This is a genomic window from Brevundimonas sp. NIBR10, assembly GCF_027912515.1.
Taxonomy (GTDB): domain Bacteria; phylum Pseudomonadota; class Alphaproteobacteria; order Caulobacterales; family Caulobacteraceae; genus Brevundimonas.
Genome location: NZ_CP115464.1, coordinates 3,359,757 through 3,382,200, shown reverse-complemented (window position 1 = coordinate 3,382,200; position 22,444 = coordinate 3,359,757). Strand labels below are relative to the sequence as shown.

Annotated in this window: 19 protein-coding genes; 5 read left to right on the top strand and 14 right to left on the bottom strand. The window is 67.0% G+C overall.

Features of this window, described 5'->3' with window-relative positions:
* Positions 1-131: 131 nt before the first annotated feature.
* The gene (locus O5K39_RS16470) at positions 132-2,771 is read left to right on the top strand and encodes a TonB-dependent receptor (RefSeq protein WP_271144683.1); all 2,640 of its coding nucleotides are present in this window, start codon (positions 132-134) and stop codon (positions 2,769-2,771) included.
* A gap of 134 nt (positions 2,772-2,905) precedes the next feature.
* Here the strand turns inward: O5K39_RS16470 and O5K39_RS16465 are convergent, their stop codons facing one another.
* The 5 genes from O5K39_RS16465 to O5K39_RS16445 form a co-directional block, all read right to left on the bottom strand.
* Complete coding sequence (locus O5K39_RS16465) at positions 2,906-5,380, bottom strand: TonB-dependent receptor (RefSeq protein ID WP_271144682.1); 2,475 nt, start codon at positions 5,378-5,380, stop codon at positions 2,906-2,908.
* A 316-nt stretch (positions 5,381-5,696) separates the two neighbouring features.
* Positions 5,697-6,281 (bottom strand): 50S ribosomal protein L9, encoded by a 585-nt coding sequence (gene rplI / locus O5K39_RS16460; RefSeq protein ID WP_271144681.1) that lies wholly within the window; start codon positions 6,279-6,281, stop codon positions 5,697-5,699.
* A 1-nt stretch (position 6,282) separates the two neighbouring features.
* Positions 6,283-6,567: a 30S ribosomal protein S18 gene (gene rpsR / locus O5K39_RS16455; RefSeq protein WP_271144680.1), complete on the bottom strand. Its 285-nt coding sequence runs from the start codon at positions 6,565-6,567 to the stop codon at positions 6,283-6,285.
* An 11-nt stretch (positions 6,568-6,578) separates the two neighbouring features.
* A complete protein-coding gene (rpsF, locus tag O5K39_RS16450; RefSeq protein WP_271144679.1) occupies positions 6,579-6,962 on the bottom strand; it encodes a 30S ribosomal protein S6 in 384 nt (127 codons plus the stop codon).
* 196 nt (positions 6,963-7,158) lie between these two features.
* Complete coding sequence (locus tag O5K39_RS16445; protein ID WP_271144678.1) at positions 7,159-8,322, bottom strand: N-acetylmuramoyl-L-alanine amidase; 1,164 nt, start codon at positions 8,320-8,322, stop codon at positions 7,159-7,161.
* A 516-nt stretch (positions 8,323-8,838) separates the two neighbouring features.
* Between O5K39_RS16445 and O5K39_RS16440 the strand changes: the two genes are divergently transcribed.
* The 4 genes from O5K39_RS16440 to O5K39_RS16425 all read left to right on the top strand — a co-directional run bounded on the left by O5K39_RS16440 (position 8,839) and on the right by O5K39_RS16425 (position 13,985).
* On the top strand, positions 8,839-11,568 hold the full coding sequence (locus O5K39_RS16440; RefSeq protein ID WP_271144677.1) for a ribonuclease E/G: 2,730 nt from the start codon (positions 8,839-8,841) through the stop codon (positions 11,566-11,568).
* A gap of 120 nt (positions 11,569-11,688) precedes the next feature.
* Positions 11,689-13,176 carry a M48 family metalloprotease gene (locus tag O5K39_RS16435; RefSeq protein WP_348637115.1) on the top strand — a complete coding sequence of 496 codons (1,488 nt, stop codon included), beginning with the start codon at positions 11,689-11,691 and terminating at the stop codon, positions 13,174-13,176.
* A 16-nt stretch (positions 13,177-13,192) separates the two neighbouring features.
* Positions 13,193-13,738, top strand: a complete 546-nt coding sequence (locus O5K39_RS16430; protein WP_271144676.1) for a thioredoxin domain-containing protein — start codon at positions 13,193-13,195, stop codon at positions 13,736-13,738.
* Positions 13,626-13,985 (top strand): DsbA family protein, encoded by a 360-nt coding sequence (locus O5K39_RS16425; RefSeq protein WP_348637114.1) that lies wholly within the window; start codon positions 13,626-13,628, stop codon positions 13,983-13,985. Before O5K39_RS16430 ends, O5K39_RS16425 begins: the two co-directional genes overlap by 113 nt.
* Before the next feature lies 1 nt (position 13,986).
* Here O5K39_RS16425 and O5K39_RS16420 read toward each other — a convergent pair whose 3' ends face one another.
* The 9 genes from O5K39_RS16420 to O5K39_RS16380 all read right to left on the bottom strand — a co-directional run bounded on the left by O5K39_RS16420 (position 13,987) and on the right by O5K39_RS16380 (position 22,443).
* The gene (locus O5K39_RS16420) at positions 13,987-14,694 is read right to left on the bottom strand and encodes a hypothetical protein (RefSeq protein ID WP_271144674.1); all 708 of its coding nucleotides are present in this window, start codon (positions 14,692-14,694) and stop codon (positions 13,987-13,989) included.
* Positions 14,695-14,756: 62 nt separating this feature from the next.
* Positions 14,757-16,448, bottom strand: a complete 1,692-nt coding sequence (locus tag O5K39_RS16415; RefSeq protein ID WP_271144673.1) for a hypothetical protein — start codon at positions 16,446-16,448, stop codon at positions 14,757-14,759.
* A 66-nt stretch (positions 16,449-16,514) separates the two neighbouring features.
* Positions 16,515-17,072, bottom strand: coding sequence for a tryptophan-rich sensory protein (locus tag O5K39_RS16410; protein ID WP_271144672.1), 558 nt, complete (start codon positions 17,070-17,072; stop codon positions 16,515-16,517).
* A gap of 56 nt (positions 17,073-17,128) precedes the next feature.
* The gene (gene bfr, locus O5K39_RS16405) at positions 17,129-17,629 is read right to left on the bottom strand and encodes a bacterioferritin (RefSeq protein WP_271144671.1); all 501 of its coding nucleotides are present in this window, start codon (positions 17,627-17,629) and stop codon (positions 17,129-17,131) included.
* A 192-nt stretch (positions 17,630-17,821) separates the two neighbouring features.
* On the bottom strand, positions 17,822-19,048 hold the full coding sequence (mnmA, locus tag O5K39_RS16400; protein WP_271144670.1) for a tRNA 2-thiouridine(34) synthase MnmA: 1,227 nt from the start codon (positions 19,046-19,048) through the stop codon (positions 17,822-17,824).
* A 373-nt stretch (positions 19,049-19,421) separates the two neighbouring features.
* On the bottom strand, positions 19,422-19,661 hold the full coding sequence (locus O5K39_RS16395; protein ID WP_271144669.1) for a hypothetical protein: 240 nt from the start codon (positions 19,659-19,661) through the stop codon (positions 19,422-19,424).
* An 89-nt stretch (positions 19,662-19,750) separates the two neighbouring features.
* On the bottom strand, positions 19,751-20,035 hold the full coding sequence (locus O5K39_RS16390) for a DUF1153 domain-containing protein (protein WP_271144668.1): 285 nt from the start codon (positions 20,033-20,035) through the stop codon (positions 19,751-19,753).
* A 173-nt stretch (positions 20,036-20,208) separates the two neighbouring features.
* Complete coding sequence (flgE, locus tag O5K39_RS16385) at positions 20,209-21,681, bottom strand: flagellar hook protein FlgE (protein ID WP_271144667.1); 1,473 nt, start codon at positions 21,679-21,681, stop codon at positions 20,209-20,211.
* 12 nt (positions 21,682-21,693) lie between these two features.
* Positions 21,694-22,443: a flagellar hook assembly protein FlgD gene (locus O5K39_RS16380; RefSeq protein ID WP_271144666.1), complete on the bottom strand. Its 750-nt coding sequence runs from the start codon at positions 22,441-22,443 to the stop codon at positions 21,694-21,696.
* Position 22,444: the final 1 nt, after the last annotated feature.

Genomic DNA, 22,444 nt, shown 5'->3' with positions numbered 1-22,444 from the left:
TTTCGCAACAGGCCTGTGAAATCGCGAAAACCGGGCTTTCATTCTTCGTGGCTTCGTAAAGGATAACGTCAGTCTCTGGGGAGGGAACGCGCCAGGAAATTCAATCGATTCAACACGATGGGAATTTCCGTATGCGCACAAACGACAAATCGACGCCGCTCAAGCTGCTTTTGAGCAGCGGGGCCGCGTTCGGTGCCCTGCTTATGACCCAACCCGCCTGGGCGCAGTCCGAGCCGGGGGTGGAAGAAACGGAATTCGAGGAAATCGTCGTCCTCGGCACGCGCCGAACCGACAGATCGGCGACCGACTCGGCGTCTCCGATCGACATCATCAGTGCGCAAGAACTGGTCGGCCAGCCTGCCGCCGACATGCTGGACGTCATCAAGAACATCGTCCCGTCGTTCTACGTCCCGCAGAACACCATCTCGGACGCCTCGACCTTCGTGCGGGCACCGTCGCTGCGCGGTCTGGGCGCCGACCAGATCCTGGTGATGATCAACGGCAAACGCTACAATCGCTCGGCCCTGGTTCAGGTCGTCGGCGGCGGCGACACGGCGCTGTCACTGGGCGCGCAGAGCGCCGACATCTCGATGATTCCGGCGATCGCGATCGCCAACCTGCAGATACTGCGCGACGGCGCGACGGCCCAGTATGGCTCTGACGCCATCGGCGGCGTCATCAACTACGGCATCCGCAGCAGCGACAGCGGCCTGGAAGTCCTGACCCAGTATGGCCAGAACTATGCCGGCGACGGTGAGAGCTACCAGGTCGCCGCCAATGCGGGCTTCAGCCTGTGGGGCAACGGCTTCGTCAACCTGTCGGGCGAATACTTCAAGGGCGAGCAGACCAGCCGTGGCGCGACCCGGCCGGTCGCGGCGGTGTTCGCGGCCAGCAACCCCAGCCTGGCGTCGCAACTGCCCAACTTCCCCGGCCCGGTCCAGATCTGGGGCTCGTCGCCGACCGACGGCTACAAGCTGTTCCTGAACTCCGGCTATGATCTAACCGCCAACAGCAGCTTGTACTTGACGGTAAACGTAGGACACCGCGAAGCCGACCAGAGCTTCAACTATCGCTCGCCGATCTCGGCGACGGGGCTGGTGATCGACAATGGCACAGGCACGCCCGCGACGGGATCGCCGGGACGCAACGGCGCCTTCAACCCGATCTTCCTGACCCCATGCCCGACCGGCAATGCGACCTGCCCCACAGGCGGCTTCGTCCGAAACACCAATACCTTCAGCTTCGCCTCGATCTATCCCGCCGGCTTCACACCCCGATTCCAGGGCGTGGCCGACCAGGCCTACGGCACCTTCGGGACCAAGGGTGAGGCCGACAGCGGCCTGACCTACGACCTGTCGGCGACCCTGGCGGAGAACTCGCTGGAGCTGGCGATGACGCAGTCGCTGAACGCATCCTTCGGCCCGCAGAGCCAGACCTCGTTCGAGTTCGGCCAGCTGATCCAGCGCGAAGCCAATCTGAACCTGGACCTGACCTATCCACTGGAGGTCGGCTTCGCGAGCCCGATCACCCTGTCGGGCGGCGTCGAGCATCGTCGCGAAGAGTATGAGCAGACGGCGGGCGACCTGCAGTCCTATGCCGCCGGTCCCTATGCGGTGCAGAGCCTGTATCGGCTGGTTTCGCCGGGAGTCTATGTCGCCGACGGCTCGGCGAGCCAATCGCCCGGGGCCAGCGGTTACGGCGGCACCCGGCCCGAATCGGCCAAGGTCACGTCCCAGACCAGCTATGGCGTTTACGTCGGTGCCGAGGCCGACGTCACCGAGGCGCTGTCGGTCGGCGTCATGGGCCGTTACGAGGATTACAGCACCTTCGGCGACACCTTCGTCGGCAAGGTGAACGCCCTGTACGAAGTGTCCGACATGTTCTCGGTCCGGGGCACGGTCGGTTCGGGCTTCCACGCCCCGTCGCCGGGGCAGGGTGCCACCGAAATCCTGACCACCGCCTTCGCGGCCGGCAATCAGGTCCAGACCGGTACCTATCCGGTCAGCAGCCCCATTTCCCAGTTCTTCGGCGCGAAAACCCTGACGCCAGAGGAATCGGTCAACTTCGGCGCCGGCTTCATCCTGAAGCCGATCCCCGCCCTGACCCTGACGGTGGACGCCTATCTGATCGAGGTGACGGATCGGATCAGCATCACCAGCACCTTCAATGTGACCGCTGCGAACATCGTCGCCCAGCCCGCCCTCGCGGCGGTCGGCGTCGGCGGGGCCGTCAACTATTTCACCAACGGCTTCGACACCGAGACCAAGGGGATCGACGCGGTCGCCAGCTATCGCACCGAACTGCTGGAAAACCCGCTGAGCCTGACCCTGGCCTACAGCTACAACAAGAGCGAGGTGACCGATTTCGATCCGGTCGTCATCGGCGCGGATCGAATCTTCGACATCGAGAACATCACGCCCAAGCACCGCGCCATCGTATCGGCCAACTGGCAGGTCGCGGGCTTCACGGTGAACGGCCGCGCCAACTACTACAGCAGCTGGGCGAGCGAGCAGGACTATCCGGGCCAGGTGTTCGGCGACAAGGTCACGGCCGATCTGGACGTCAGCTACACGATCGCCGACGCCTATACGATCACGGTCGGTGCCAGCAATCTGTTCGACGAGTACCCGGACAAGATCGCAGGGACCACGGCCAACCCGATCTATGCCCTGACCGGCAGCACCGCCGACGGTCAGATCTATCCGCGATCGGGCGGTCCGTTCGGCATGAACGGCGGCTTCTGGTTCGCCAGGCTGAGCGTGAAATACTAACGGCGCGGGCGGCATCGGCGGGGTCGCGTCAAGATCCCGCCGGTGAGCCGATCAGGCTGCAACGCTGACAGGACAACAAAAACGGTGCGGGGATCGCTCCCCGCGCCGTTCCTGTCTGCTTCGATCCTGACGGATCAGAAGCTGTAGCTGAGGCGTCCGTAGAAGAACCGGCCGTTGAAGCCGAAGGGCGAGAAGCTGGGGAAACCCACCGATCCGGTCGCGCCGTTGATGGTCGTCGGCGTGAAGCGGGGGTAGGCGTCGGTGGCGTTGTTGACGCCGACGGCCAGGGCGACGCCCATCGGGAAGGCGTAGCGGCCTTCAAGGTCCAGCAGGTTCGCGTCGCCGGTCTCGTAGTCGAGGGTGACGTTATTGTTGGCGACCAGGATGGAGTCATAGCTGGTCAGGCGTGCCGTGGCGCCGAAGCCGCCCAGGCTCCAGTCCACGCTGGCCACGATCTTCTGTTCCGGGGTGCCTTGCTCGAACGACAGGATGTTGGAGCGGTCGAACAGATAGTTGGGCGAGACCGGGATGGCCAGGTTCGAGGGCAGGGGCGGAACGCGCGTCACCTCGGTGTTGTTGAAATTGCCGGCCAGGGTGAAGTCGAAGCGGCCGAAGTCCTGGACGGTCTTGTAACGGGCGACGACGTCGATCCCGGAGGTGGTGTTGTTCACCCCGTTCAGGAAGAAGCGCGCGCCGGTGACGCCGAAGGGGGCCAGCAGGGCCAGGGTGGCGCTGGTGGTCGCCGCCAGCTGGCTGGGACGGGCGACGCCCAGAGTCTCGGAATAGATGATCCGGTCCTTCACATCGATCCGGTAGGCGTCGACGGTCAGCTCGAAGCCCTCATGCCGGAAGACCGCGCCGCCGGAGTAGTTGGTCGAGGTTTCGGGCTCGAGCGGCTTGGAACCCAGGGCGATGGCGATGGGGTCATCGACCCGGTAGCTGCCGTTCTGGGACAGGGTCGTCACCGGCACCCCACCGACCACGGTGGTGATCAGGTTGGTGGCGACGTAGCTAAAGAACTGCTGTTGCAGGGCCGGGGACTTGAAGCCGGTCGAGATGGCGCCGCGCAGGGCGAACGACGGCGAGAAATCGTAGCGGGCCGACATCTTGCCGGTGAACTGGTCGCCGAAGTCCGAATAGTCCTCGTAGCGGCCGGCGAGGCCGAAGCTGAACTGTTCCGAGAATTTGCCTTCCAGGTCGATGTAGGCACCGACATTGTAGCGATCGACGTCGACCTCGTTGGCCGGGGCGAAACCGGGGAAGCCCTGCGAGCCCGAGCCGCCGGCGGCGACGGGGCCCTTGTTGTAAGAGGCGGGCTCGCCTGCGTTGACCGAGAAATCCTCGCGCCGGTAAGAGACGCCGAGCGCCACGTTGAGCGGCTCATACAGGTTGACCTCGACCTGTTTGACCGCGTCGATGTCGATGGTCAGCTGGCCGTAGCCGAGGCCGCCGGCCTTGAACTCACGCTGGGAGGCCGCGCCGTAGGAGGCGTTCAGGCTGTTCAGGACCTCATAGTCGATCTCGTTGCGGCCATAGCCGGCCGAGATGTCCCAGTCGAAGCCGAGTGCCGGACCCTTCACACCGCCGTAGATATTGTAGTCGGTAATGCTGGCCGCGATGATCGGCAGGAAGCCGTTGGGGTAGATGGCCGGGACGTTGTTGGCGTTGTTGAAGGCCCGCGCGGTCGCGGCGGATTCCGAATAGCGATCCTGATAGCCGCCGAAGGCATAGGCCTCCCAGCCGGCCGACAGCGGCTTGCCGGCGTTGAAATAGCCGGTGTAGGCCTCGGTGTAGGGGTCGCCGAAGCGGCCCAGGACGGTGGTCGCATTGCCGCCGTTGACGGCGGCCGGGGCGGCATAGTCGGAGCGGTTGGTGGGCTCGCGGCGCTGGGCCTCGCCCGACAGGGTCAGGAAGCCGTCGCCGAACAGGGGCAGGCCGATCCAGCCGGCCAGGGAGGTCTGCTCGCCGTCCGATTCCGAATGCTTGCCGCGGCCGGTGTCGTACTCGGTGTCGAACATGCCGTAGTTCAGGGTCAGGCCGCCGCCGCTGTCGGCCTGGCGCAGGCGCAGATTGATGACGCCGGCGATGGCGTCGGCACCGTACTGGGCCGAGGCGCCGTCACGCAGGACTTCGACGGTGCCCAGGGTCACCGAGGGGATGGTGTTCAGGTCGAAGGCGGTAGAGCCACGGCCGAGCGCGCCGTTGACGTTGACCAGGGCGCCGATGTGACCGCGCTGGCCGTTAATCAGGACGAGCGTCTGGTCGGGGGCCAGGCCACGCAGGGTCGCAGGGCGGACGTGGTCGGAGCCGTCCGTGATGGCCGGGCGGGGGAAGCTGAGCGACGGAGCGGTGTTGGCCAGGGCGGCGGCCAGTTCGGTACCCGTGCCGTTGCGGGTCAGTGTCTCGGCCTGGATCACGTCGACGGGTGCGATGGTGTCGAGGCGCGATCGGCCCACGGTGCGGGTGCCGGTGACGACGATCTCTTCGAGAGCTGCGGCCTCTTCCTCTGGGGTCGGCGCGGTCTGGGCCGAGGCGACCATCGGGAGGGCCAGAAGGGCGCCGGCCGAGGCGAACGCCAGAAGGAGGGTGCGGGTAGAACGGATGTGCATGTGCGCCTGACAGACCAGATGTTGAGCCGCCGCCGAATGGCGACGGGGCCGATTGCGGGCTTCCTGAGCTGTCGACGTTGGCCGCCGACTTCATCCCCGTGGTCGGTCTGTCGGAGGCGGCGGCAAATTCTTGCCTGAGCCGGCCCCCATGCCGTCCTTGGCTGCAAGCTGGGTGCGCGACCCGGGACGGTCAAGGACGGCCTTTGCGCTTCGCGGCCCGTCGTTGCATTTTTGACATAGAGCCGACGCGCGACGGACACGAAAAAGGGCGCGCCCGTGAGGACGCGCCCTTCAATCATTCGACCGGAGTGGGGTCTCAGGCTTCGGAGCCGAGACCGTCCTGCTGGCCTGCGCCGCCTTCGCGCATGTCGTTGGCCTGTTCGGCGGCCAGTTCGCGATCTTCGTCGTAAGCCGACTTGATCACGTCCTCGCCCTTGGCCTGACGTTCGGCTTCGTCGGCCGAGCGGGCGATGTTGATCTTGACCGTGGCCGAGACCTCGGCGTGGAGACGGATCACCACCTCGTGGACGCCCAGGGTCTTGATCGCGGTGTTCAGGACGACCTGCGAGCGTTCGACCTTGCCGCCTTCGGCCTGGATGGCCTCGGCGACGTCGCGACCGGCGACCGATCCGTAGAGCTGGCCGGTTTCGCCGGCCTGGCGGATCATGACGTAGGACTGACCGTCGATCTTGTCGGCGATCTTCTGCGACTCGCCCTTGTTGCGCTCGTTGCGGGCCTCGATGGCGGCGCGGTCGAGTTCAAACTTCTCCAGGTTCTTGGAGGTGGCGCGAAGGGCCTTTTCCCGCGGCAGCAGGAAGTTGCGAGCGAAGCCATCCTTGACGGTGACGACGTCGCCGATGGCGCCGAGGTTCTCGACGCGTTCGAGCAGAACGACCTTCATCTTATTTCACCACGTAGGGCAGGAGGGCCAGATAGCGGGCGCGCTTGATGGCCTTGGCCAGTTCGCGTTGCTTGATCTGGGACACGGCGGTGATGCGCGAGGGCACGATCTTGCCGCGTTCGGAAATGTAACGCTGGAGCAGCTTGACGTCCTTGTAGTCGATCTTCGGCGCGCCTTCACCCGTGAACGGGCAGGTCTTGCGGCGACGATTGAACGGACGACGGCCGGAACCGCCGGAGCCGGCGGGCGTGCCCGGGACGTTACGGGGAGCAGTGGTATCGGTCATGGTTCTGATCCTTACGCTTCGACCACGGCGTCTTCACGCGCGGGACGTTCGCGATCGCGTTCACGCTCGCGCTCACGACGGGCCAGCAGGGGCGACAGTTCCAGATCGAGTTCCTCGACCTTGACGGTCAGCCAGCGCAGCACGTCTTCGTTGATGCCCAGCTGACGCTCGACCTCGGCCATCGCGGCCGGGGGGGTGTCGATGGCGAGCAGGGAATAGTGCGCCTTGCGGTTCTTCTTGACCCGGTAGGTCAGGTTGCGCAGGCCCCAGTATTCGATCTTGGCCACCGAGCCGCCGCCGGCGACGATGATGTCCTTGATCTGGTCATTGAGGGCTTCGGCCTGTTGCGCGCTGATATCCTGGCGCGACATGACCGTGTGCTCGTAAAGAGCCATGGGTTCGTCTCCCTTGTAGGGCATCGGCGCCTGCGGACCGGGTAAGTCGCGCCTGCGATGGCTCCTGAAGCGGCGGCCGGAATGACTTCCCGAACCCTTTGGTGTTCCGCATCAGGACCGAAGCCCTGGAAAGCGGGGGCATATAGGGGAAAAGGGGCGGAGGGGCAAGGAGGAAGGGAGGCGGAGCGCCGTTCGATCAGAGCCCGCCCGCGCCGACGCCGGTCGAGGCGAGCTGGAGGTTGGCGGGGGGTTCGCGGAAGTAGCGGTCGATGCCTTCGGCGACGGCGCGCATCAGGCGGCGGCGGCGGGTGGCGTCGCCGAGCGCTCGTTCGTCGTCGGGATTGGTGATGAAGCCCATCTCCAGCAGCACGGCGGGGACGTCGGGAGCCAGCAGGACGGCCAGGCCGGCGTCGCGGTGGCTGCGGCGCAACAGGGGCTGGTCGGCGGCCTCGATATGGGTCAGCAGGACGCGGGCGAACTGGGCCGAGCGGTTCTGGGTCGCACGCTGGGTCATGTCCAGCAGGATGCGGTCCACCGACGGGTCGCGGCCCGGCAGATGCAGGTCGCGGTGCCAGTCGTCGCGCCGCGTGACCTCTCGAACCGCGCGCGACGCCCCCTGTTCGGACAGGGTGTAGACCGAGGCGCCGCGCGTGGCCGGGTCGGCCCCGGCGTCGGCGTGCAGCGAGATGAACAGGTCGGCGTCGGCAGTGCGGGCGATCCGGACGCGCTGGTACAGATCGACATAGGTGTCGTTGGCGCGGGTCAGCTGGGTGCGATAGCGGCCGGTGGCGTCCAACTCGGCCTTCAGTGCCAGGGCGGCGGCCAGGGTGAGTTCGCTTTCGCGGCGGCGGGCGCCGAGGGCACCGGAATCGCGTCCGCCGTGGCCCGCATCGATGACGATCAGGGGCTTTTGGGCGTTGCGCTCCATGCGGGGCGCGACCGGGCGGGGATTGGAAGGGCGGGGGCCGGTGGCCTTCAGATCGACGACATAGCGCCAGGTGGCGACGCCGTCGCCGGGCGGCAGCAGGAAGCGGCGCTCGATCTCGGCCGCGCTGGCCAGCTGGAGTTCCAGGCGCGAGGCGGTGCCGACGGCGTCGACCTCATAGCCGCGCACCAGGCCGGAGCCGGCGCCGGACAGGTTGCGGCGGGGCGCGACGCCGGACAGGGTCAGGACCACGCTGCCGTTAACGCCGGTCTCGACCACCGCGCCGCGCGCCGTGCCACCCAGGTCGACGACCACCCGGGTCCGCTCGGCGTCGCCGCCAAATCTCACGCGCAGGACGTCGGCCGCCGCGCCGGCGAAACCGCGCCCGCCGACGAACAGGCCGGCGCACAGCACGACCAGGGCCATGGCGGTCATGGCCCATTCGCGAGCCCCCCACCGTGCGATTTCGGAACGCCACCGACCGTACATTCTGACGGACACCCACCTTCTTTGTTGGGCCCACGATGACAGACGGCGGTGTGGAATGCGTTAAGCGACGGGCGGCGGGCGACAGATTGGCGACGTTCGCCTTTCCTTATCCCCTGACAGTGCCTATGCTTTGTCTGCTCGCGGAAACGTCCGCGTCGGCCGATCTGATCGGGCCCCGACGCGTCCACCTCCGCCGGCTTCGACTTTCACCTATCCTAGACCCGGCCGGCGTTCGCGCCGACGGATCGAAGACCGGGCCTCAAGACGCTGCCTCTATCACGGCGCGTCCGGGTCCAGGACCGACTGAATCCATGGGCCTTTTCGCCTGCGCTCCCATCCGGCCGGAAACGGCCATCGTCGAGAGATTCGACGGGAAGACGCTCGCCCTGGCCTGCAATCCCATTCGGCGAGCCGCCCTTGTCCTCCAACGGACCGGCAGAGCGCGCCAGAGAGAGTCCTTCAATGTCAAAGACAATGCTGATCGATGCAGCGCACGCGGAAGAAACCCGCGTCGCGATCGTGGACGGACGCCAGGTCGAAGAATTCGACTTTGAATCCAAGACGAAGCGCCAGCTTCGCGGCAATATCTATCTTGCCAAGGTCACCCGCGTAGAGCCCAGCCTTCAGGCCGCCTTCGTCGAGTACGGCGGCAATCGCCACGGCTTCCTGGCCTTCAACGAGATCCACCCCGACTACTATCAGATCCCGGCCGCCGACCGCGAAGCCATCATGGCCGAGGCCGCGTCGGCTGATGATGACCAGGACGACGAACACGCTCGCGATTCCGACGACGGCGATTCCGAAGGCGGGATGGCCGAGGAGGAACGCCTGAAGCGTCGCCTGATGCGGCGCTACAAGATCCAGGATGTCATCCGGCGTCGCCAGATCCTGCTGGTGCAGGTCGTCAAGGACGAGCGGGGCGGCAAGGGCGCGGCCCTGACCACCTGGCTGTCGCTGGCCGGCCGCTACTGCGTGCTGATGCCCAACACCGGCAAGGGCGGCGGGATTTCGAGGAAGATCACCCAGGCCTCGGACCGCAAGCGTCTGAAGGCGGCGGCGGCGGCGCTGGACGTGCCGCGCGGCATGGGGCTGATCATCCGCACGGCCGGCGCCAAGCGCACCAAGGCCGAGATCAAGCGCGACTACGAGTACCTGCTGCGTCTGTGGGAGACGATCCGCGAGACGACCCTGGCGTCAAACGCCCCGTCCCTGATCTATGAGGAAGAGAACCTCGTCCGGCGCGCCGTGCGCGACATGTTCGACAAGGATTTCGACGGCATCCAGGTCGAGGGCGTCGAGGGCTTCAAGGAGGCGCGCGACTTCATGCGGGTGCTGATGCCCTCGCAGGCCAAGAAGGTGCATCTGTACCAGGGCTCGCGGCCGCTGTTCGCGGCCAACGGCATCGAGGAGGTCCTGACCGGCATCCACCAGCCGGTGGTGACGCTGAAGTCCGGCGGATATCTGGTGATCAACCAGACCGAGGCTCTGGTCGCGATCGACGTCAACTCGGGCAAGGCGACCAAGGAACGCAACGTCGAACAGACCGCGTTCAAGACCAACTGCGAAGCCGCCGTCGAGGCCGCGCGCCAGCTGCGCCTGCGCGACCTGGCCGGGCTGGTGGTCATCGACTTCATCGACATGGACGAGTCCAAGAACAACCGGACCGTCGAACGCATCCTGAAGGACGCCCTGTCGGAAGACCGCGCCCGCATCCAGATGGGCCGGATCTCGCCGTTCGGCCTGATGGAGATCAGCCGTCAGCGTCGCCGTCTGGGCGTGCTGGAAGGCGCCACCGAAATCTGTCCGCATTGCCAGGGCGCCGGTCGCGTCCGTTCGGCTGAATCCGCCGCCCTGATGGTGCTGCGCGCCGTGGACATCGAGGCCGGCAAGAACGGGGCGGGGTCGATCAACCTGCGCGTCTCGACCGCCGTGGCGCTGTATATCCTGAACCACAAGCGCGACTATCTGCAGCGGCTGCTGGAACGGCGTGGGCTGGCGGTCATCATCCAGATCGACGATAGCCTGGGCCAGGGCGACAGCGCGATCGAGCGCACCGAGACCAACGAGGACTTCGTCGTCGTCAATCCGGCCGAGGGCCTCGACCTGAACGACGACTTCGACGACAGCGCCTATGACGACGAGGACGAAGACGAGGACGATGACGACATCGTCGACGACGAGGACGAGGTCCAGCTGGACCGCGAAGATGGGGACGACGATGCGCCGCGCGAGCGGGCCGAACGGGTCGAGGGCGGTCGTGACCGCGATCGTGGCCGGGGTCGCAAGCGCCGTCGCGGCGGACGTCGTGACGAGGAGGTCGCCGTGGTCGGCGATGCCGAGGCCGTCGAGGCGCCGATCCTGGTCGCCGGTGACGACGATGATGACTCCGAAGCCGGTCGTCGCCGTCGTCGCGGTCGTCGTGGCGGACGTCGCGTCCGTGAGGACGGCGATGGCGCGGGCTCCTTCTTCTGGGTGCGCGGCCGCACGCCTGACCTGAACGACCCCTATGTCTGGTTCGACCCGATCAATCCCGAACCCCGCGCCGAGCGGGCACCGGCCATGGCCTCGGACGGTCCTGCCGCCGATGTCGAGGAGCCGATCGGTGAACGGCCCGAGGGCGAGATCGCGGGCGATCGTGACGGCGGGCGTTCGCGTCGGCGTCGTCGCGGACGGGGTCGCGGCGAGCGCACGGCCCAGCCGCATGACCTGAAGGTCGAGGCGCGCGCCACCAACGAGGGGATGCCGGCCGGCGGCTCACCCGAATCGCCGATGGCCGTGATGGTGTCGCCCGACGCCGATCCGGACGCACCGGCGGTCCCGGCCGAGCCCCAGCGTCGGCGCGTGCGGCGCAAGCCTGCCAGTGCTTCGGCGGCGACGCTCGATGTCGATCTGGACACTGGCGTCGAGCCCAATGAGGCCGAGCCGGTCGGCGAACCCGTCGTGCTGGACGTCACCCCGGCCGAGGCCGAGGCCGAACGGATCGAGGACGTCGTCGAGGCTCAGGCCGAAGCGGCGGTCGAGGTCGAAGCGGAGCCGGTGGCCGAGCCTGAGCCGGTCCATGTCGAGCCCGAACTGGTCGCCCACGCCCCGGCTCCGAAGCCCGAGGCGGACCTGTCGGCGATCATCGCCAACGACCCGGCCCAGATCGCCGCACCCCCCGAGAAGCCCAAGCGTGGATGGTGGCGTCGCTGAATGCCAGCGCCTAGATAGAACGAGACGGAGCGCGTCGCCGCAAAAGGGTCACTGATCCGGGCCAGCGTCGCGCTCCGATCCCGTCGCCGGAACCCGCCGGCGCGAAATAGGGAGTTCTGCTTGAACCGACTGGCGCGCCTCGCATCGTCCCTGACCGTCGTGCATCGGCGGACGGGCAAGCTCGGCGTCGGTCTGGCCGCCATCGCGATCGCCCTGACGGTCCCGGCGCAGGCCTCGGCCCAGAGCGCGATCCGCGACACCGAGATCGAGGGCATCATCCGCGAATGGTCGGACCCGGTCTTTGTGGCCATGGGGCTGAACCCGGAAGAGGTCGAGGTCCTGCTGATCAACGATCCGAGCCTCAATGCGTTTGCGCTGCGGGGCCGGATCATGGGTCTGAACACCGGGCTGATCCTGGAGACGGATACGCCCAATGAACTGCTGGGCGTCGTCGCGCACGAGGCCGGGCATATCAAGAACCGCCACCTGTTGCGGGATGGGGCGTCCAATGCGGGGATGCAGCCCTTCCTGATGACCATGGCGCTGGGCGCGCTGGCCGCCGCCGTCGGACAGCCTGGTGCGGGGGCCATGCTGATGGCCAACAGCCAGTATTTCGGCACCCTGGGCGCGCTCCGCTACATGCAGAGCCAGGAGGGCGAGGCCGATATTTCGGGCGCTCGGGCGCTGGAAGCCGCGGGCGAAAGCGGCAAGGGGCTGGTCGATTTCTTCGAGAATTTCAGGTCGCAGGAGGTGTTTTCGGACGCCCGTCGCTATCCCTATTTCCGCAGCCACCCGCTGTCGGGACAGCGGATCGAGGCCCTGCGTCGGCCGGTCGAGGCGATGTCCAACTATAGCCGTGCCGACAGCCCGGAACGTATGGCGCAACACGCCCTGATCCTGGCCAAGATTCACGCCTTCATGGACCCGCCGAACGCGACCCTGCGCGACTATCCGGCCTCGGCGACCGACTTCCCGAGCCGCTACGCGCGGGCGATCGGATACTATCGCGACGGCCAGACCGACCGTGCCATCGCGGGGGTCGATGCCCTGCTGGCCGAGAAGCCGGACGATCCGTATCTGTGGGAACTGCGCGGCCAGATCCTGTTCGAGGACGGCAAGCCCGCCGACGCCATCGGGGCCCATGAGAAGGCGGTGTCGCTGAAGCCGGATGCCCCCCTGTTGCGCGTCAACCTGGCCCACGCCCTGATCGAGACCAACGACCCGGCCAATCTGGACCGGGCCATCGACGAGTTGAAACGGGCCGTGGCACGCGAGGACGACAACACCCTGGCCTGGCGTCTTCTGAGCCAGGCATATGCCAGTCAGGGCAAGGAGGGCGAGGCGCGGCTGGCCTCGGCCGAATACTGGTTTGCGGTCGGCGACGACCAGCAGGCGACCCAGTTCGCCCTGAGGGCCCGGCCGCTGCTGGACAATCGCTCGATCGAATGGCGGCGGGCGATGGATATCGTGCTGGCTTCCGGGGCGACGGTCCAGGACGTCAACGACCTTGACGCCCGCGATGCGCGGCGTCGGCCGTCCACGATCGAGCCGACCAATCCGACACTGAGCCTGCCGCCGCCGCGCCCCGCCGCCGGCCCGGCCACCTGATCCCGACGGACCCCGAATGACCGACGACCTTCCCCCCGCCGAGCCGGGCACCAGGCCTGCGCGGCCTGCCCTGATGCGCTGGCTGTCCGGACGCAGCGTGCTTGCCCTGGTGGTGTCGGTGATCGCCCTGGGTTTCGCGGCGGCACCCTGGGTGTCGCCCGATCTGTTCGGATCACGGGTCCGGGCCTATCTGCTGGCCCACCCTGAGGTGCTGGACGAGGCCGTGACGGCGCGTCAGGCCAATGAGGATCTGGCCCGGGTCGCCCAGACCAACGCGGCCATCGCCGCCAATCCCGCCTTCCTGCGACCCGATCCGGCCGATCCCAGCGTCGGGCCCGAGAACGCGAAGGTGACGGTGATCGAGTTCTTCGACTTCCGCTGCCCAGGCTGCAAGGCGGTGGCCCCCGACTATCTGCGGCTGGTGCGGTCCGCGGTCGGACGTGCGGTTCGTGTTCAAGGACTGGCCGATCCTGGATCGCGGCGACGGTCCGCCGGTGTCGCAATATGCGGCGCGCGCCGCCATCGCGGCGAACAGGCAGGGGAAATATCTGGAGGTGTATGAAGGGCTGATGGCCGAGCGGGCCCTGACCATCGAAAGTGTGGATCAGGTGCTGGTCGCCGCCGGCGTCGATCTGGCGCGGGCCAAGGCGGACATCTCCTCGCCCGAAACCAACCGCCACATCGCCGACATCCACACCACGGCCCTGCTGTTCAAGCTGACGGGCACGCCGACCTTCATCATCAACGGCAAGATGACGGCGGGGATCTCGCCGGAGGAAGTTGCGCAGGCGATCGACGCGGCGGAGTAGGTCAATAGATGGGTTCGAGGCTCCAGCCAGTCAGACCGAGCAGGAACAGCCCCGCCTCTCGCACGGGCATGGCTTCTGGGAAATATTCAGGATCAGGCGACCATCGATTGACGTAGCGATACTCACCCGGCGCGCTGCCCTCGATGATCCATCTCGAACCGTCCAGACCCATCTGGTAGTTGGCTGGGCCCATTGCCAGGACCGAGGTCGAAGCCAGCATGGCGGCGAGACTGTCGTGCTCGTCCGATGTCAGGGGCCTGACGATCTTTCGGCTAACCTTCAAGCCGGCATAGCCGCTTGATCCGTCGAGTCGGGTCGCTGTCATGTACAGGCGTCCGTCGGCCAGAGTATCGACCCGGACAATGACCGCTGCATGGAAGGACCGCAGCCAGGTAAAGCGCAGGCTTCGCGACTGTGGGGACTGAGGGTTCCGGCTCGCCAGATAGAGGGACGGTTCGCCGGCGGCTCGCCAGTAGGAACTATACCAGGCCTGTTCGCTTGCATCGACGATGACCGCACCGCCTTGTCCCGCGCGAGGGTGACCGGGTGGCCAGCCATTTTCCAGGAAGGCTTCGGGGAAATACTGGACACGGGTGTTGTTCAGATGCGCGATCCAGATCGAGCCGCTGACGGCGAAAAAAACGAGGATCGCCGCCAAAGAGCCGAGGGGAAACACCAGCGGTGCCGGCAGTGTCGCGAGCTTGGGCATAAAGGCACCGTGAACCGCCGGTGCGCCGCGGCGGTCGAGATCTGTCGCCCGCCGCACCATGATCACGCCAGCCCCAGCGTCATCTCCCCGCCGATCCACTCCACACGCGACTGGCGCATCGCCTCGGCGGAGGCGGTGGGGTTCCCGAGCGCCGTCTCGGCCTGGGCGAGGACGAAATAGCTGTAGGGGTCGGCGGGCCAGTCTTTGAGCAGTTCCTCGATCTTGGCCTTGGCCCCGGCGGCGTCGCCGGACGCCAGCATGGCAGCGGCCAGGCTGCGGCGGGTTGGGTACCAGATGATGGGCGGGTCGCCGCCCTCGGAGTCCTGGGCCTGGATGGCGGCGGCGCGGGCATAGGCGGCGATGGCGGCCGGGTGGTCGCCCGAGATCATGAAGGCGCGACCCTCCAGCACCTTCTGGAACAGTTCGATGAAGTCCTTGACGTCCTTGGCCTGGGGGGCGGTGTCGGGGATGGCCGCGCGCAGAGCGGCCATGGCCTCGGCTTCGCTGCGGACGGCGGCCGCGTCGCCCCGGCGGGCGGCAGCCTCGCCCCGGGCGTAGCGCCAGGATGTGCGCAGCAGGGTGTTGGCGGCGGGCGGTTCCTTCAGCGCGGCGACCCGGTCCTGATCCGCGAACCGGCCGTAGATGGCGTAGGCGTCGTTGGCCATCAGCTGACGCCAGGCATTGTCCGGCGCGATGTCCGGCCATGTCGACAGGAAGCTGTCGGCCAGGGTCAGGCCGTCGGTCACTCCGCCCGCCATCAGGGCCCCGCCCATGCCGAAATGGATGTTGTGGGCGTGCAGGGGCTTGCCGTGGATGCCGTTGGGCGAGTCAGCCAGCTCGACATACTTGCGGTCCAGGGCCACGGCCCCGACGTTCGATCGCATCGCGTCGCGATAGCGGCCGACGCGGTAGTATGTGTGCGACGGCATATGGACGAGGTGGCTCGCCCCCGGCGTCAGGCGGGCCAGACGCTCGCCGTAGGGAATGGCCTTGTGCGGATCGTCGGACCATTCGGTCAGGTGGATATAGAGGTGGATCGCGCCGGGGTCGTCGGGGGCGCGGGCCAGGGCCTGTTCCAGGATGGTCATGGCGCGGGTGATGCCGGGATCGGCGGCCTTGCCCTCGTCGTCCCACCATTCGTCGGCATTCAACATCCAGGCGTCGGCGGTGGTCGAGGCGACCAGAAGGTCGGCGGGGTTGCGCAGGGCCAGCCGGTCCATGGTGCGGGCGAACCGAAGGCTGCGGCTCGACTTGAAGCCCGAGTAACGCTGGATCAGGGCGTCGATCATCTGTTTCTGGAGCGGGGTCGCGTCGCGGGCCAGACGGCGGGCGTCACGGGCGGCCGTCAGGGCGGCGCGTTGGGAGCCGTCGTCGGTGCCGCCGCCGTTCAGATTGGGCCCCAATGCCCAGGCCTCGCCCCAGGCGCACATGCCACAGGTCGGATCGAGGGCGCGGGCCTTGCGGAAGGCGCGGACGGATTCGGTGTGCTCGAACGCCCAGCGCAGGCGGACGCCGTGGTCGAACCAGGCCTGGGCTTGCGGCGTCGCATCGACGGCATAGGTGGCGGGGCCGAAGCCGGGGACCATGACCATGGAGGTCACAGGGTCGGTGGTCATCGCCGACCCGGCCTGACCGCAGACCTGGGGATTGTCGATCAGGGCCAGGGCGGCGGCGTCAGCGGTCGCATCGGCGACGGCGGCGGGGCCGGCGAGGCAGACAGCGGCGGCTGTGAAGGCCAGAAGTTTCAATCGCATCGCCCGCTCCCGATCTGCGCGGGCATCTTGTCCCCTCACGTCCCGATTGCCAAGGCCGCCGGACCGTCAGTGGAGGGTGGTGCCGGTGCGGTGCTCGGTCTTGCGGCCGATGAAGTTGGCGAAACGGACGCCGGCACCGGTGGGGGCAGCCAGCTTACCGGCGCTGTCGTCCAGCCTGCGGGCTTCGAACGCGAAGGCGGCGGCGAGGCCGGCCGAGGATACGGCGGCGGCGACCTGACCCAGGCGGGACGCGGGGCGCAGGCCTAGCCAGACGGCGTTCACCGTCTGGGCGGCGAACCACAGACCCATGGCCAGGGACCGGTTCGGGCTGGTCGGCGCGTTCCAGACCCGAACGGCCGAAAGGGTCGTCGCCGAGAAGACGGCAGGCAGCACCAGACTGAAGGCCCCGCGTGGCCGCTCCAGCACCGGGGCCGAGCGATGGCGGAGCTGCCGGTCGGTGCGAGGCTGGGTCGGGGTGCGCGCAGCGAGGGCCGTGGCCAGGAGGGCGAACCCGACTGTGACGATGATCCCGCCGACGACGTGGCCCGCGCTGCGACCCTCGGCGTTCAGCAGGTCGGTGGCCCGGTCGCTGAGGTCGTCGAAAACGTCGTCGATGTCGGTCATGGTCTCGCTCCCAGCCTGCCCGAGACGCTAATGACCCTGGGCCGCTGCGGTTCCGCTCAGTTGCCGGTGGCGGACTTGTCGGGGCTGATTTCGGTCATGGCGGACTGCAGATAGTTCTGCTCGCCCAGCTGGGCGATCAGGATGTTCTGGGTCTCGAGGAAGTCGATATGTTCCTCGGTGTCGGCCAGGATGGCGGTCAGGATCTGACGGCTGATGTAGTCGCCGGCGGCCTCGCACTGGGCGATCCCGGGGATCAGGGTCTCGCGTCCGCCGATCTCGAGGCGCAGGTCGGCGTTCAGGCATTCGATGGCGTTCTCGCCGATCGCCAGCTTGTGCAGGTCCTGCATGTTCGGCAGGCCATCGAGGAACAGCACGCGCTTGATCAGCATGTCGGCGTGCTTCATCTCGCCGATCGACTCTTCGTAGATGATGTTGCCGAGGTGTTTCAGGCCCCAGCTCTCGAACATGCGGGCGTGCAGGAAATACTGGTTCACGGCCGTCAGCTCATTGGTGAGCACCGTGTTGAGCAGGCGGATGATCGCGGGATCGCCCTTCATGGCCGTGGTCCTTCGTCTCGGTTCGGCGGGATCGAGGAGGCGATTCCGCTGGATGGCATCCTCTAGCACAGGAAATCGGGCCGCGGGGTCTTGCGAGTTTTTATCAGTCGAGACGAGAATGAGTTGCAGTGTTCGCTGCAATTGACGCCTGGGCATTGAGTATTGATCGCAACGCCGACTGACGTGCGAACATCAGGCGACTGACGTGGTGGTCGCGATGAAACCGCCGCCCAGCAGGCGGTCGGGGTCGGCCGGATCATAGAGGGCGCAGGCCTGTCCGGGCGCGACGCCTTCCTCACCCGTGTCGAAGGCGACGCCGACGACACCGGCGGTCAGGGTCAGGCGGGCGGGCGAAGGCGGACGGGTCGAGCGGACGCGGGCCAGAACGGGAGCGGCGGCAGCAGCGGCGGCCTCGATCGAGACTTCGTCGCCCAGCCAGTTGGTTTCGTCCAGGGTCAGGGCGGCGGTCAGCAGGGCCTCGCGCGGACCGACGACGACGCGGCGATGCTCGGGATCCAGCCGGGTGACGAACAGGGGCTCGCCCACCGCGACGTTCAGGCCCCGGCGCTGGCCGATCGTATAGTCGGTGATGCCCGCGTGGCTGCCCAGGACGCGGCCGTCCATGTGGACGATCTCGCCCGCCTCGCGTCCCTGCGGACGCAGTCGGTCGATCAGGGTGCGGTAGTCGCCGTTGGGGACGAAACAGATGTCCTGGCTGTCGGGCTTGGCCGCAATGCGCAACCCCAGTGCGGAGGCGACGCCGCGGACGGCAGGCTTTTCAAGACCGGCCAGGGGGAAGCGCAGATAGTCGAGCTGGTCACGGGTGGTAGCGAACAGGAAATAGGACTGGTCGCGCGACGGGTCGATGGCCTTCCTCATCTGGACCCGGCCGTCGGCGGTGACGGCGCGACCGACATAGTGACCCGTCGCCATGGCGGCGGCACCCAGATCGCGGGCGACGTCCAGCAGGTCGCGGAACTTGACCGTCTGGTTGCAGCGGATGCAGGGCACGGGGGTGCGGCCGGCCAGATAGGCGTCGGCGAACTGATCGATCACGGCGTCGCGGAACCGGCTCTCGTAGTCGAGGACGTAGTGAGGAATGCCCAGGATCTCGGCCGCCAGACGGGCGTCGTGGATGTCCTGGCCCGCGCAACAGGCCCCCTTCTTCTTCAGCGCCGCGCCGTGGTCATAGAGCTGCAGTGTCACGCCGACGACATCGTAGCCGGCCCGGTGCAGCAGGGCCGCGACCACGGTGGAGTCCACCCCTCCCGACATGGCCGCCACGATGCGGCTGCCGACCGGCAGGCCGACCGCCGCGCGCGCGGCCTCGACCGCCGCATCCATGTCGGGGACGGCGATCTCGGGCAGGGGGCAGAGGGGCTCGGCCAGAATGTCGGCGGCGGGGGTCATCGCGGCCATATAGGCGCAAAGCCGCGCGATTTCGAGCGTCAGGGCTTTGTGGCCTGGTGAGGCAGATCCATGGCGTCATGGAGGACGCGTATGACCCGCAGAAACTCGTCGTCATATGTGTAGACGATCAGGTGCCGCGGCCGCCGAACTCGAGGGGGTAATTGGCGTAGAAAACGCAGATGATATGTCCATGCTCCGCCGAGAACGTCTTCGTGAGTTTTGGCGGCTCGCTTAGCCGGTTCCTCTGCCAGGCTGGCGATCCCGGCGATGACGAGGTTACGGTAACGAACCGCAGCCTCGTCGCCAAAGGTCGTTCTGCTGATCCTGGCAATGTCGATGATATCTCGCCTTGCTTGCGGCGCGACATCGACTGTCCGGCTCATCAATCGTCTAGGCCGAGCGTTTCGCCCCAGGCCTCAAGGTCATCGACTCGAATGAACTCGCCGCGTTCAAATTCGTCGAGCCCGACCTTGATCTCGGCATTGAGCGCGTCCAACCGCTCCTGCCAGTCCGTGATCAGGGCTTCAAAGACCGCGTTCCGGTCCTGGAATCCGTCCGGTCGCACGAGGCCGTCGATATACTCGATCATTGGATCAGGCAGGGTGACGGTCAGGTTGGCCATGCGGCGAGGATATGCCGAAAGCTCTCAAACGACAACGGCCGCGCCCTTTGCGGGGCGCGGCCGTATGCCGTCGTCTTGGGGGAGAAGCGTTAGGAGCGGTAGCTCTGGATGCGCGTGGTGCGCAGGCCCTGCATGCCCCATTTGTCGATCGCCTTCTGCCAGGCGATGAACTCCTCGGCCGTCAGCCGGTACTGGCTCAAGGCGTCCTCAAGGCTGAGGAGACCGCCACGCACGGCGGCGACCACCTCGGCCTTGCGGCGGATGACCCATCGGTCGGTATTGGGTGGGGGAAGGTCCCGCAGAGTCAGCGGGGTGCCGGTCGGTCCAACCACGTATTGTTCGCCTTTTCCGTTCAGGCGTCGCTCTTGCAACATGGGCTTTTGCCTCATTCACCACCACATTCGTGACGGTCAATGTACCCATTCGCACCTAAAGGCCGTTTAAGCGTCGTGGTGAAGGAAAGGATAAAATCCAGACCCTCGAAATGACGTCGAACGACAGTATTAAAGCGACGATTCATTGAGACTAACGATTACTTACCCAGAGATCAGCGTTTGATGCTGATCAGTTCGGCCAGCATCTCGTCGGCCGTGGTGATGATCTTGGAAGAGGCCGAATAGGCCCGCTGGGTGGTGATCAGGCCGGTGAACTCGGCCGACAGATCGACCGTCGAGGCCTCGAGCTGTGACGCACCGACCAGGCCAGCGCCGCCAGTGCCGGGGGCCTTGAGGTTGTAGGTGCCCGAGCCCTGGCTGACGCGGAAGGCGTTGGCATTGGCGGCGGTCAGGCTGTCGGGGCTGGGGAAGGTGGCCAGGGCGACCTGGGCGATCTTGCGGGTTACGCCGTTGTCGAAGATGGCGGTGACGAAGCCGCTCTCGTCGATCTCGATGTTGGACAGGTTGCCGAAGGCGGTGCCGTTGGTGATCACGGCCTGGACGACCGAGTCCGAGTCGTACTGGCTGAGACCGCCGGCAGAGGCGTTGAGGTCGAAGGTCACGATCTGGTCGTCGATCCCGAGGCCATCCGCCCATTTGACCTCGCCTGCGCCGGGTGCGGCGTTGTTCGAGGCACCGAAGGTCAGGGAGGCGGTGGTGACGTCGGGGAACAGGGCGGCCGCGCCGAGGGCGGTCATGGCGTCGACATCCAGTCGGCCGTCCTGGGTAAAGGCAATCAGGCCGGTCTTGAGCTGGCCATCCGTCAGGGGGGTGCCGGTGATCACGTCGCCGGCCGGCACGGCGCGAACCTCGGCGTACCACTGGTTCGGCGTCGCGCTCTTCAGGAAGGAGATGGCAATTGTGCGCTGGCCGCCCTTGGAGTCGGACACGGGCACCGTGAGTTCGAAGTCGGGCTTCACGCCCGCGCCGGTCTCGGGATCGTATTGTGCCATGGAGTTGGTGGTCGGGTCATAGCGACCGGCCGCGGCGGGGTCAGCGGGGTCGGCAGCGAAGGCGGCGGCGGCCGTGGCCTCGGCCGATACAGTCTGGCTCGACTTCAGGTTGGCGTTCAACTGGGCCCGGGTCGTGGCCTCGGCCGTGCCGCCGACGGAGCCGACGTTGATCGCCTTCAGCTTGCCGAGGTCCGAGGGGTCGGTGAGGATGACGCCTTCGGAATCGACCGGCCAGCCCTGCAGATAGAGGCCGGCGGTGTTCTTCAGATAGCCGAAGTTGTCGACCCGGAAGGCACCGGCGCGGGTGAACAGGCGCGCGTCACCGGCGTCGATGCCCTCGGCGCGCTCGGTGGTGACGAAGAAGCCCTGGCCGGAGATGCCCAGATCGGTGGACTCGGTCGTGCGCTGGAGCTGACCGGCCTGGGTGATGAAGTTGCGGGTGTTGGACAGGACGCCGCCGGCTGAATAGCCGGTGCCGCGCGACTGGGAGTTGACGACGGTCGAGAATTCCGAGGCCGTGCGCTTGTAGCCCACGGTGTTCACGTTCGCGATGTTCTGCGAGATCGCGGCCAGGGCGGCGGAGTTGGCGGTCAGGCCGGACACACCGGCGAGGAGGGCGCTGTTGATGCTCATGGCGTGGGGTCCTTACGAGATCAGATTGAGGGGGTTCAGGTAGGAGGCGGCGGAGGAGACCGCGCTCAGGGCCTTGGCGGCGGCGCTGGGTTCAGCCTCCGCCGTGTGCTGTTGCAGCGAGATGACGGCGCTCATCGGCACGATGGAGTTGCCGACATTGAGGTAGGCCTGGCCGTCGTACATCTCGACGCCGGTGACCTGGCCACGGGTCAGGACCTGGCTGGAGATGGTGTTGGTGCCGTTGTTGGCGGTGACCTTCAGCGTGTAGACGCCGCCGTCCGACAGCTGGCCGCCGGCGGTGGTCTTGCCCTCCCAGGTGAAGTCGTGGACGCCTTCCTTCAGCTCCGAGGCCTGACCAGTCCAGACGACCTTGCCGGTCCCGTCGAGGACTTCCAGCTTGGCGGCGGTGGCGTCGGCGCCGAGCTCGTAGCTCCAGCTGGCCTTGCCGTCGGTCAGCTTGTCGGCGGCCCAGACGGCGGTGACATCCTTGCCGATGTAGTTCGAGCCCTGACCGAGGCCTGAGCCGCTCTGGGCGGCCAACAGGCTGGTCAGCAGGTCATTGGTCAGGAGCTGTTGCTGCACCCCCGTCATCTGGGTCAGCTGTTCGGTGAACTGCGATGAGTCCATCGGCGACAGCGGGTCCTGGTTCTTCAGCTGGGCGGTCAGCAGGGTCAGGAAGGTGTCGAAGTTGGTCGCCAGGGACGTGCGCGCTGCGTCCGTCTTGGCGGTGGCTGTGGTGGTGTCGGTAACGGACGCGACCATG

Excerpts from the sequence above, each read along its gene's own strand:
- O5K39_RS16470 (WP_271144683.1), top strand. The coding sequence starts at position 132 with ATGCGCACAAACGACAAATCGACGCCGCTCAAGCTGCTTTTGAGCAGC.
- O5K39_RS16465 (WP_271144682.1), bottom strand. The coding sequence starts at position 5,380 with ATGCACATCCGTTCTACCCGCACCCTCCTTCTGGCGTTCGCCTCGGCC.
- rplI (WP_271144681.1), bottom strand. The coding sequence starts at position 6,281 with ATGAAGGTCGTTCTGCTCGAACGCGTCGAGAACCTCGGCGCCATCGGC.
- rpsR (WP_271144680.1), bottom strand. The coding sequence starts at position 6,567 with ATGACCGATACCACTGCTCCCCGTAACGTCCCGGGCACGCCCGCCGGC.
- rpsF (WP_271144679.1), bottom strand. The coding sequence starts at position 6,962 with ATGGCTCTTTACGAGCACACGGTCATGTCGCGCCAGGATATCAGCGCG.
- O5K39_RS16445 (WP_271144678.1), bottom strand. The coding sequence starts at position 8,322 with ATGACCGCCATGGCCCTGGTCGTGCTGTGCGCCGGCCTGTTCGTCGGC.
- O5K39_RS16440 (WP_271144677.1), top strand. The coding sequence starts at position 8,839 with ATGTCAAAGACAATGCTGATCGATGCAGCGCACGCGGAAGAAACCCGC.
- O5K39_RS16430 (WP_271144676.1), top strand. The coding sequence starts at position 13,193 with ATGACCGACGACCTTCCCCCCGCCGAGCCGGGCACCAGGCCTGCGCGG.
- O5K39_RS16420 (WP_271144674.1), bottom strand. The coding sequence starts at position 14,694 with ATGCCCAAGCTCGCGACACTGCCGGCACCGCTGGTGTTTCCCCTCGGC.
- O5K39_RS16415 (WP_271144673.1), bottom strand. The coding sequence starts at position 16,448 with ATGCGATTGAAACTTCTGGCCTTCACAGCCGCCGCTGTCTGCCTCGCC.
- O5K39_RS16410 (WP_271144672.1), bottom strand. The coding sequence starts at position 17,072 with ATGACCGACATCGACGACGTTTTCGACGACCTCAGCGACCGGGCCACC.
- bfr (WP_271144671.1), bottom strand. The coding sequence starts at position 17,629 with ATGAAGGGCGATCCCGCGATCATCCGCCTGCTCAACACGGTGCTCACC.
- mnmA (WP_271144670.1), bottom strand. The coding sequence starts at position 19,048 with ATGGCCGCGATGACCCCCGCCGCCGACATTCTGGCCGAGCCCCTCTGC.
- O5K39_RS16395 (WP_271144669.1), bottom strand. The coding sequence starts at position 19,661 with ATGGCCAACCTGACCGTCACCCTGCCTGATCCAATGATCGAGTATATC.
- O5K39_RS16390 (WP_271144668.1), bottom strand. The coding sequence starts at position 20,035 with ATGTTGCAAGAGCGACGCCTGAACGGAAAAGGCGAACAATACGTGGTT.
- flgE (WP_271144667.1), bottom strand. The coding sequence starts at position 21,681 with ATGAGCATCAACAGCGCCCTCCTCGCCGGTGTGTCCGGCCTGACCGCC.
- O5K39_RS16380 (WP_271144666.1), bottom strand. The coding sequence starts at position 22,443 with ATGGTCGCGTCCGTTACCGACACCACCACAGCCACCGCCAAGACGGAC.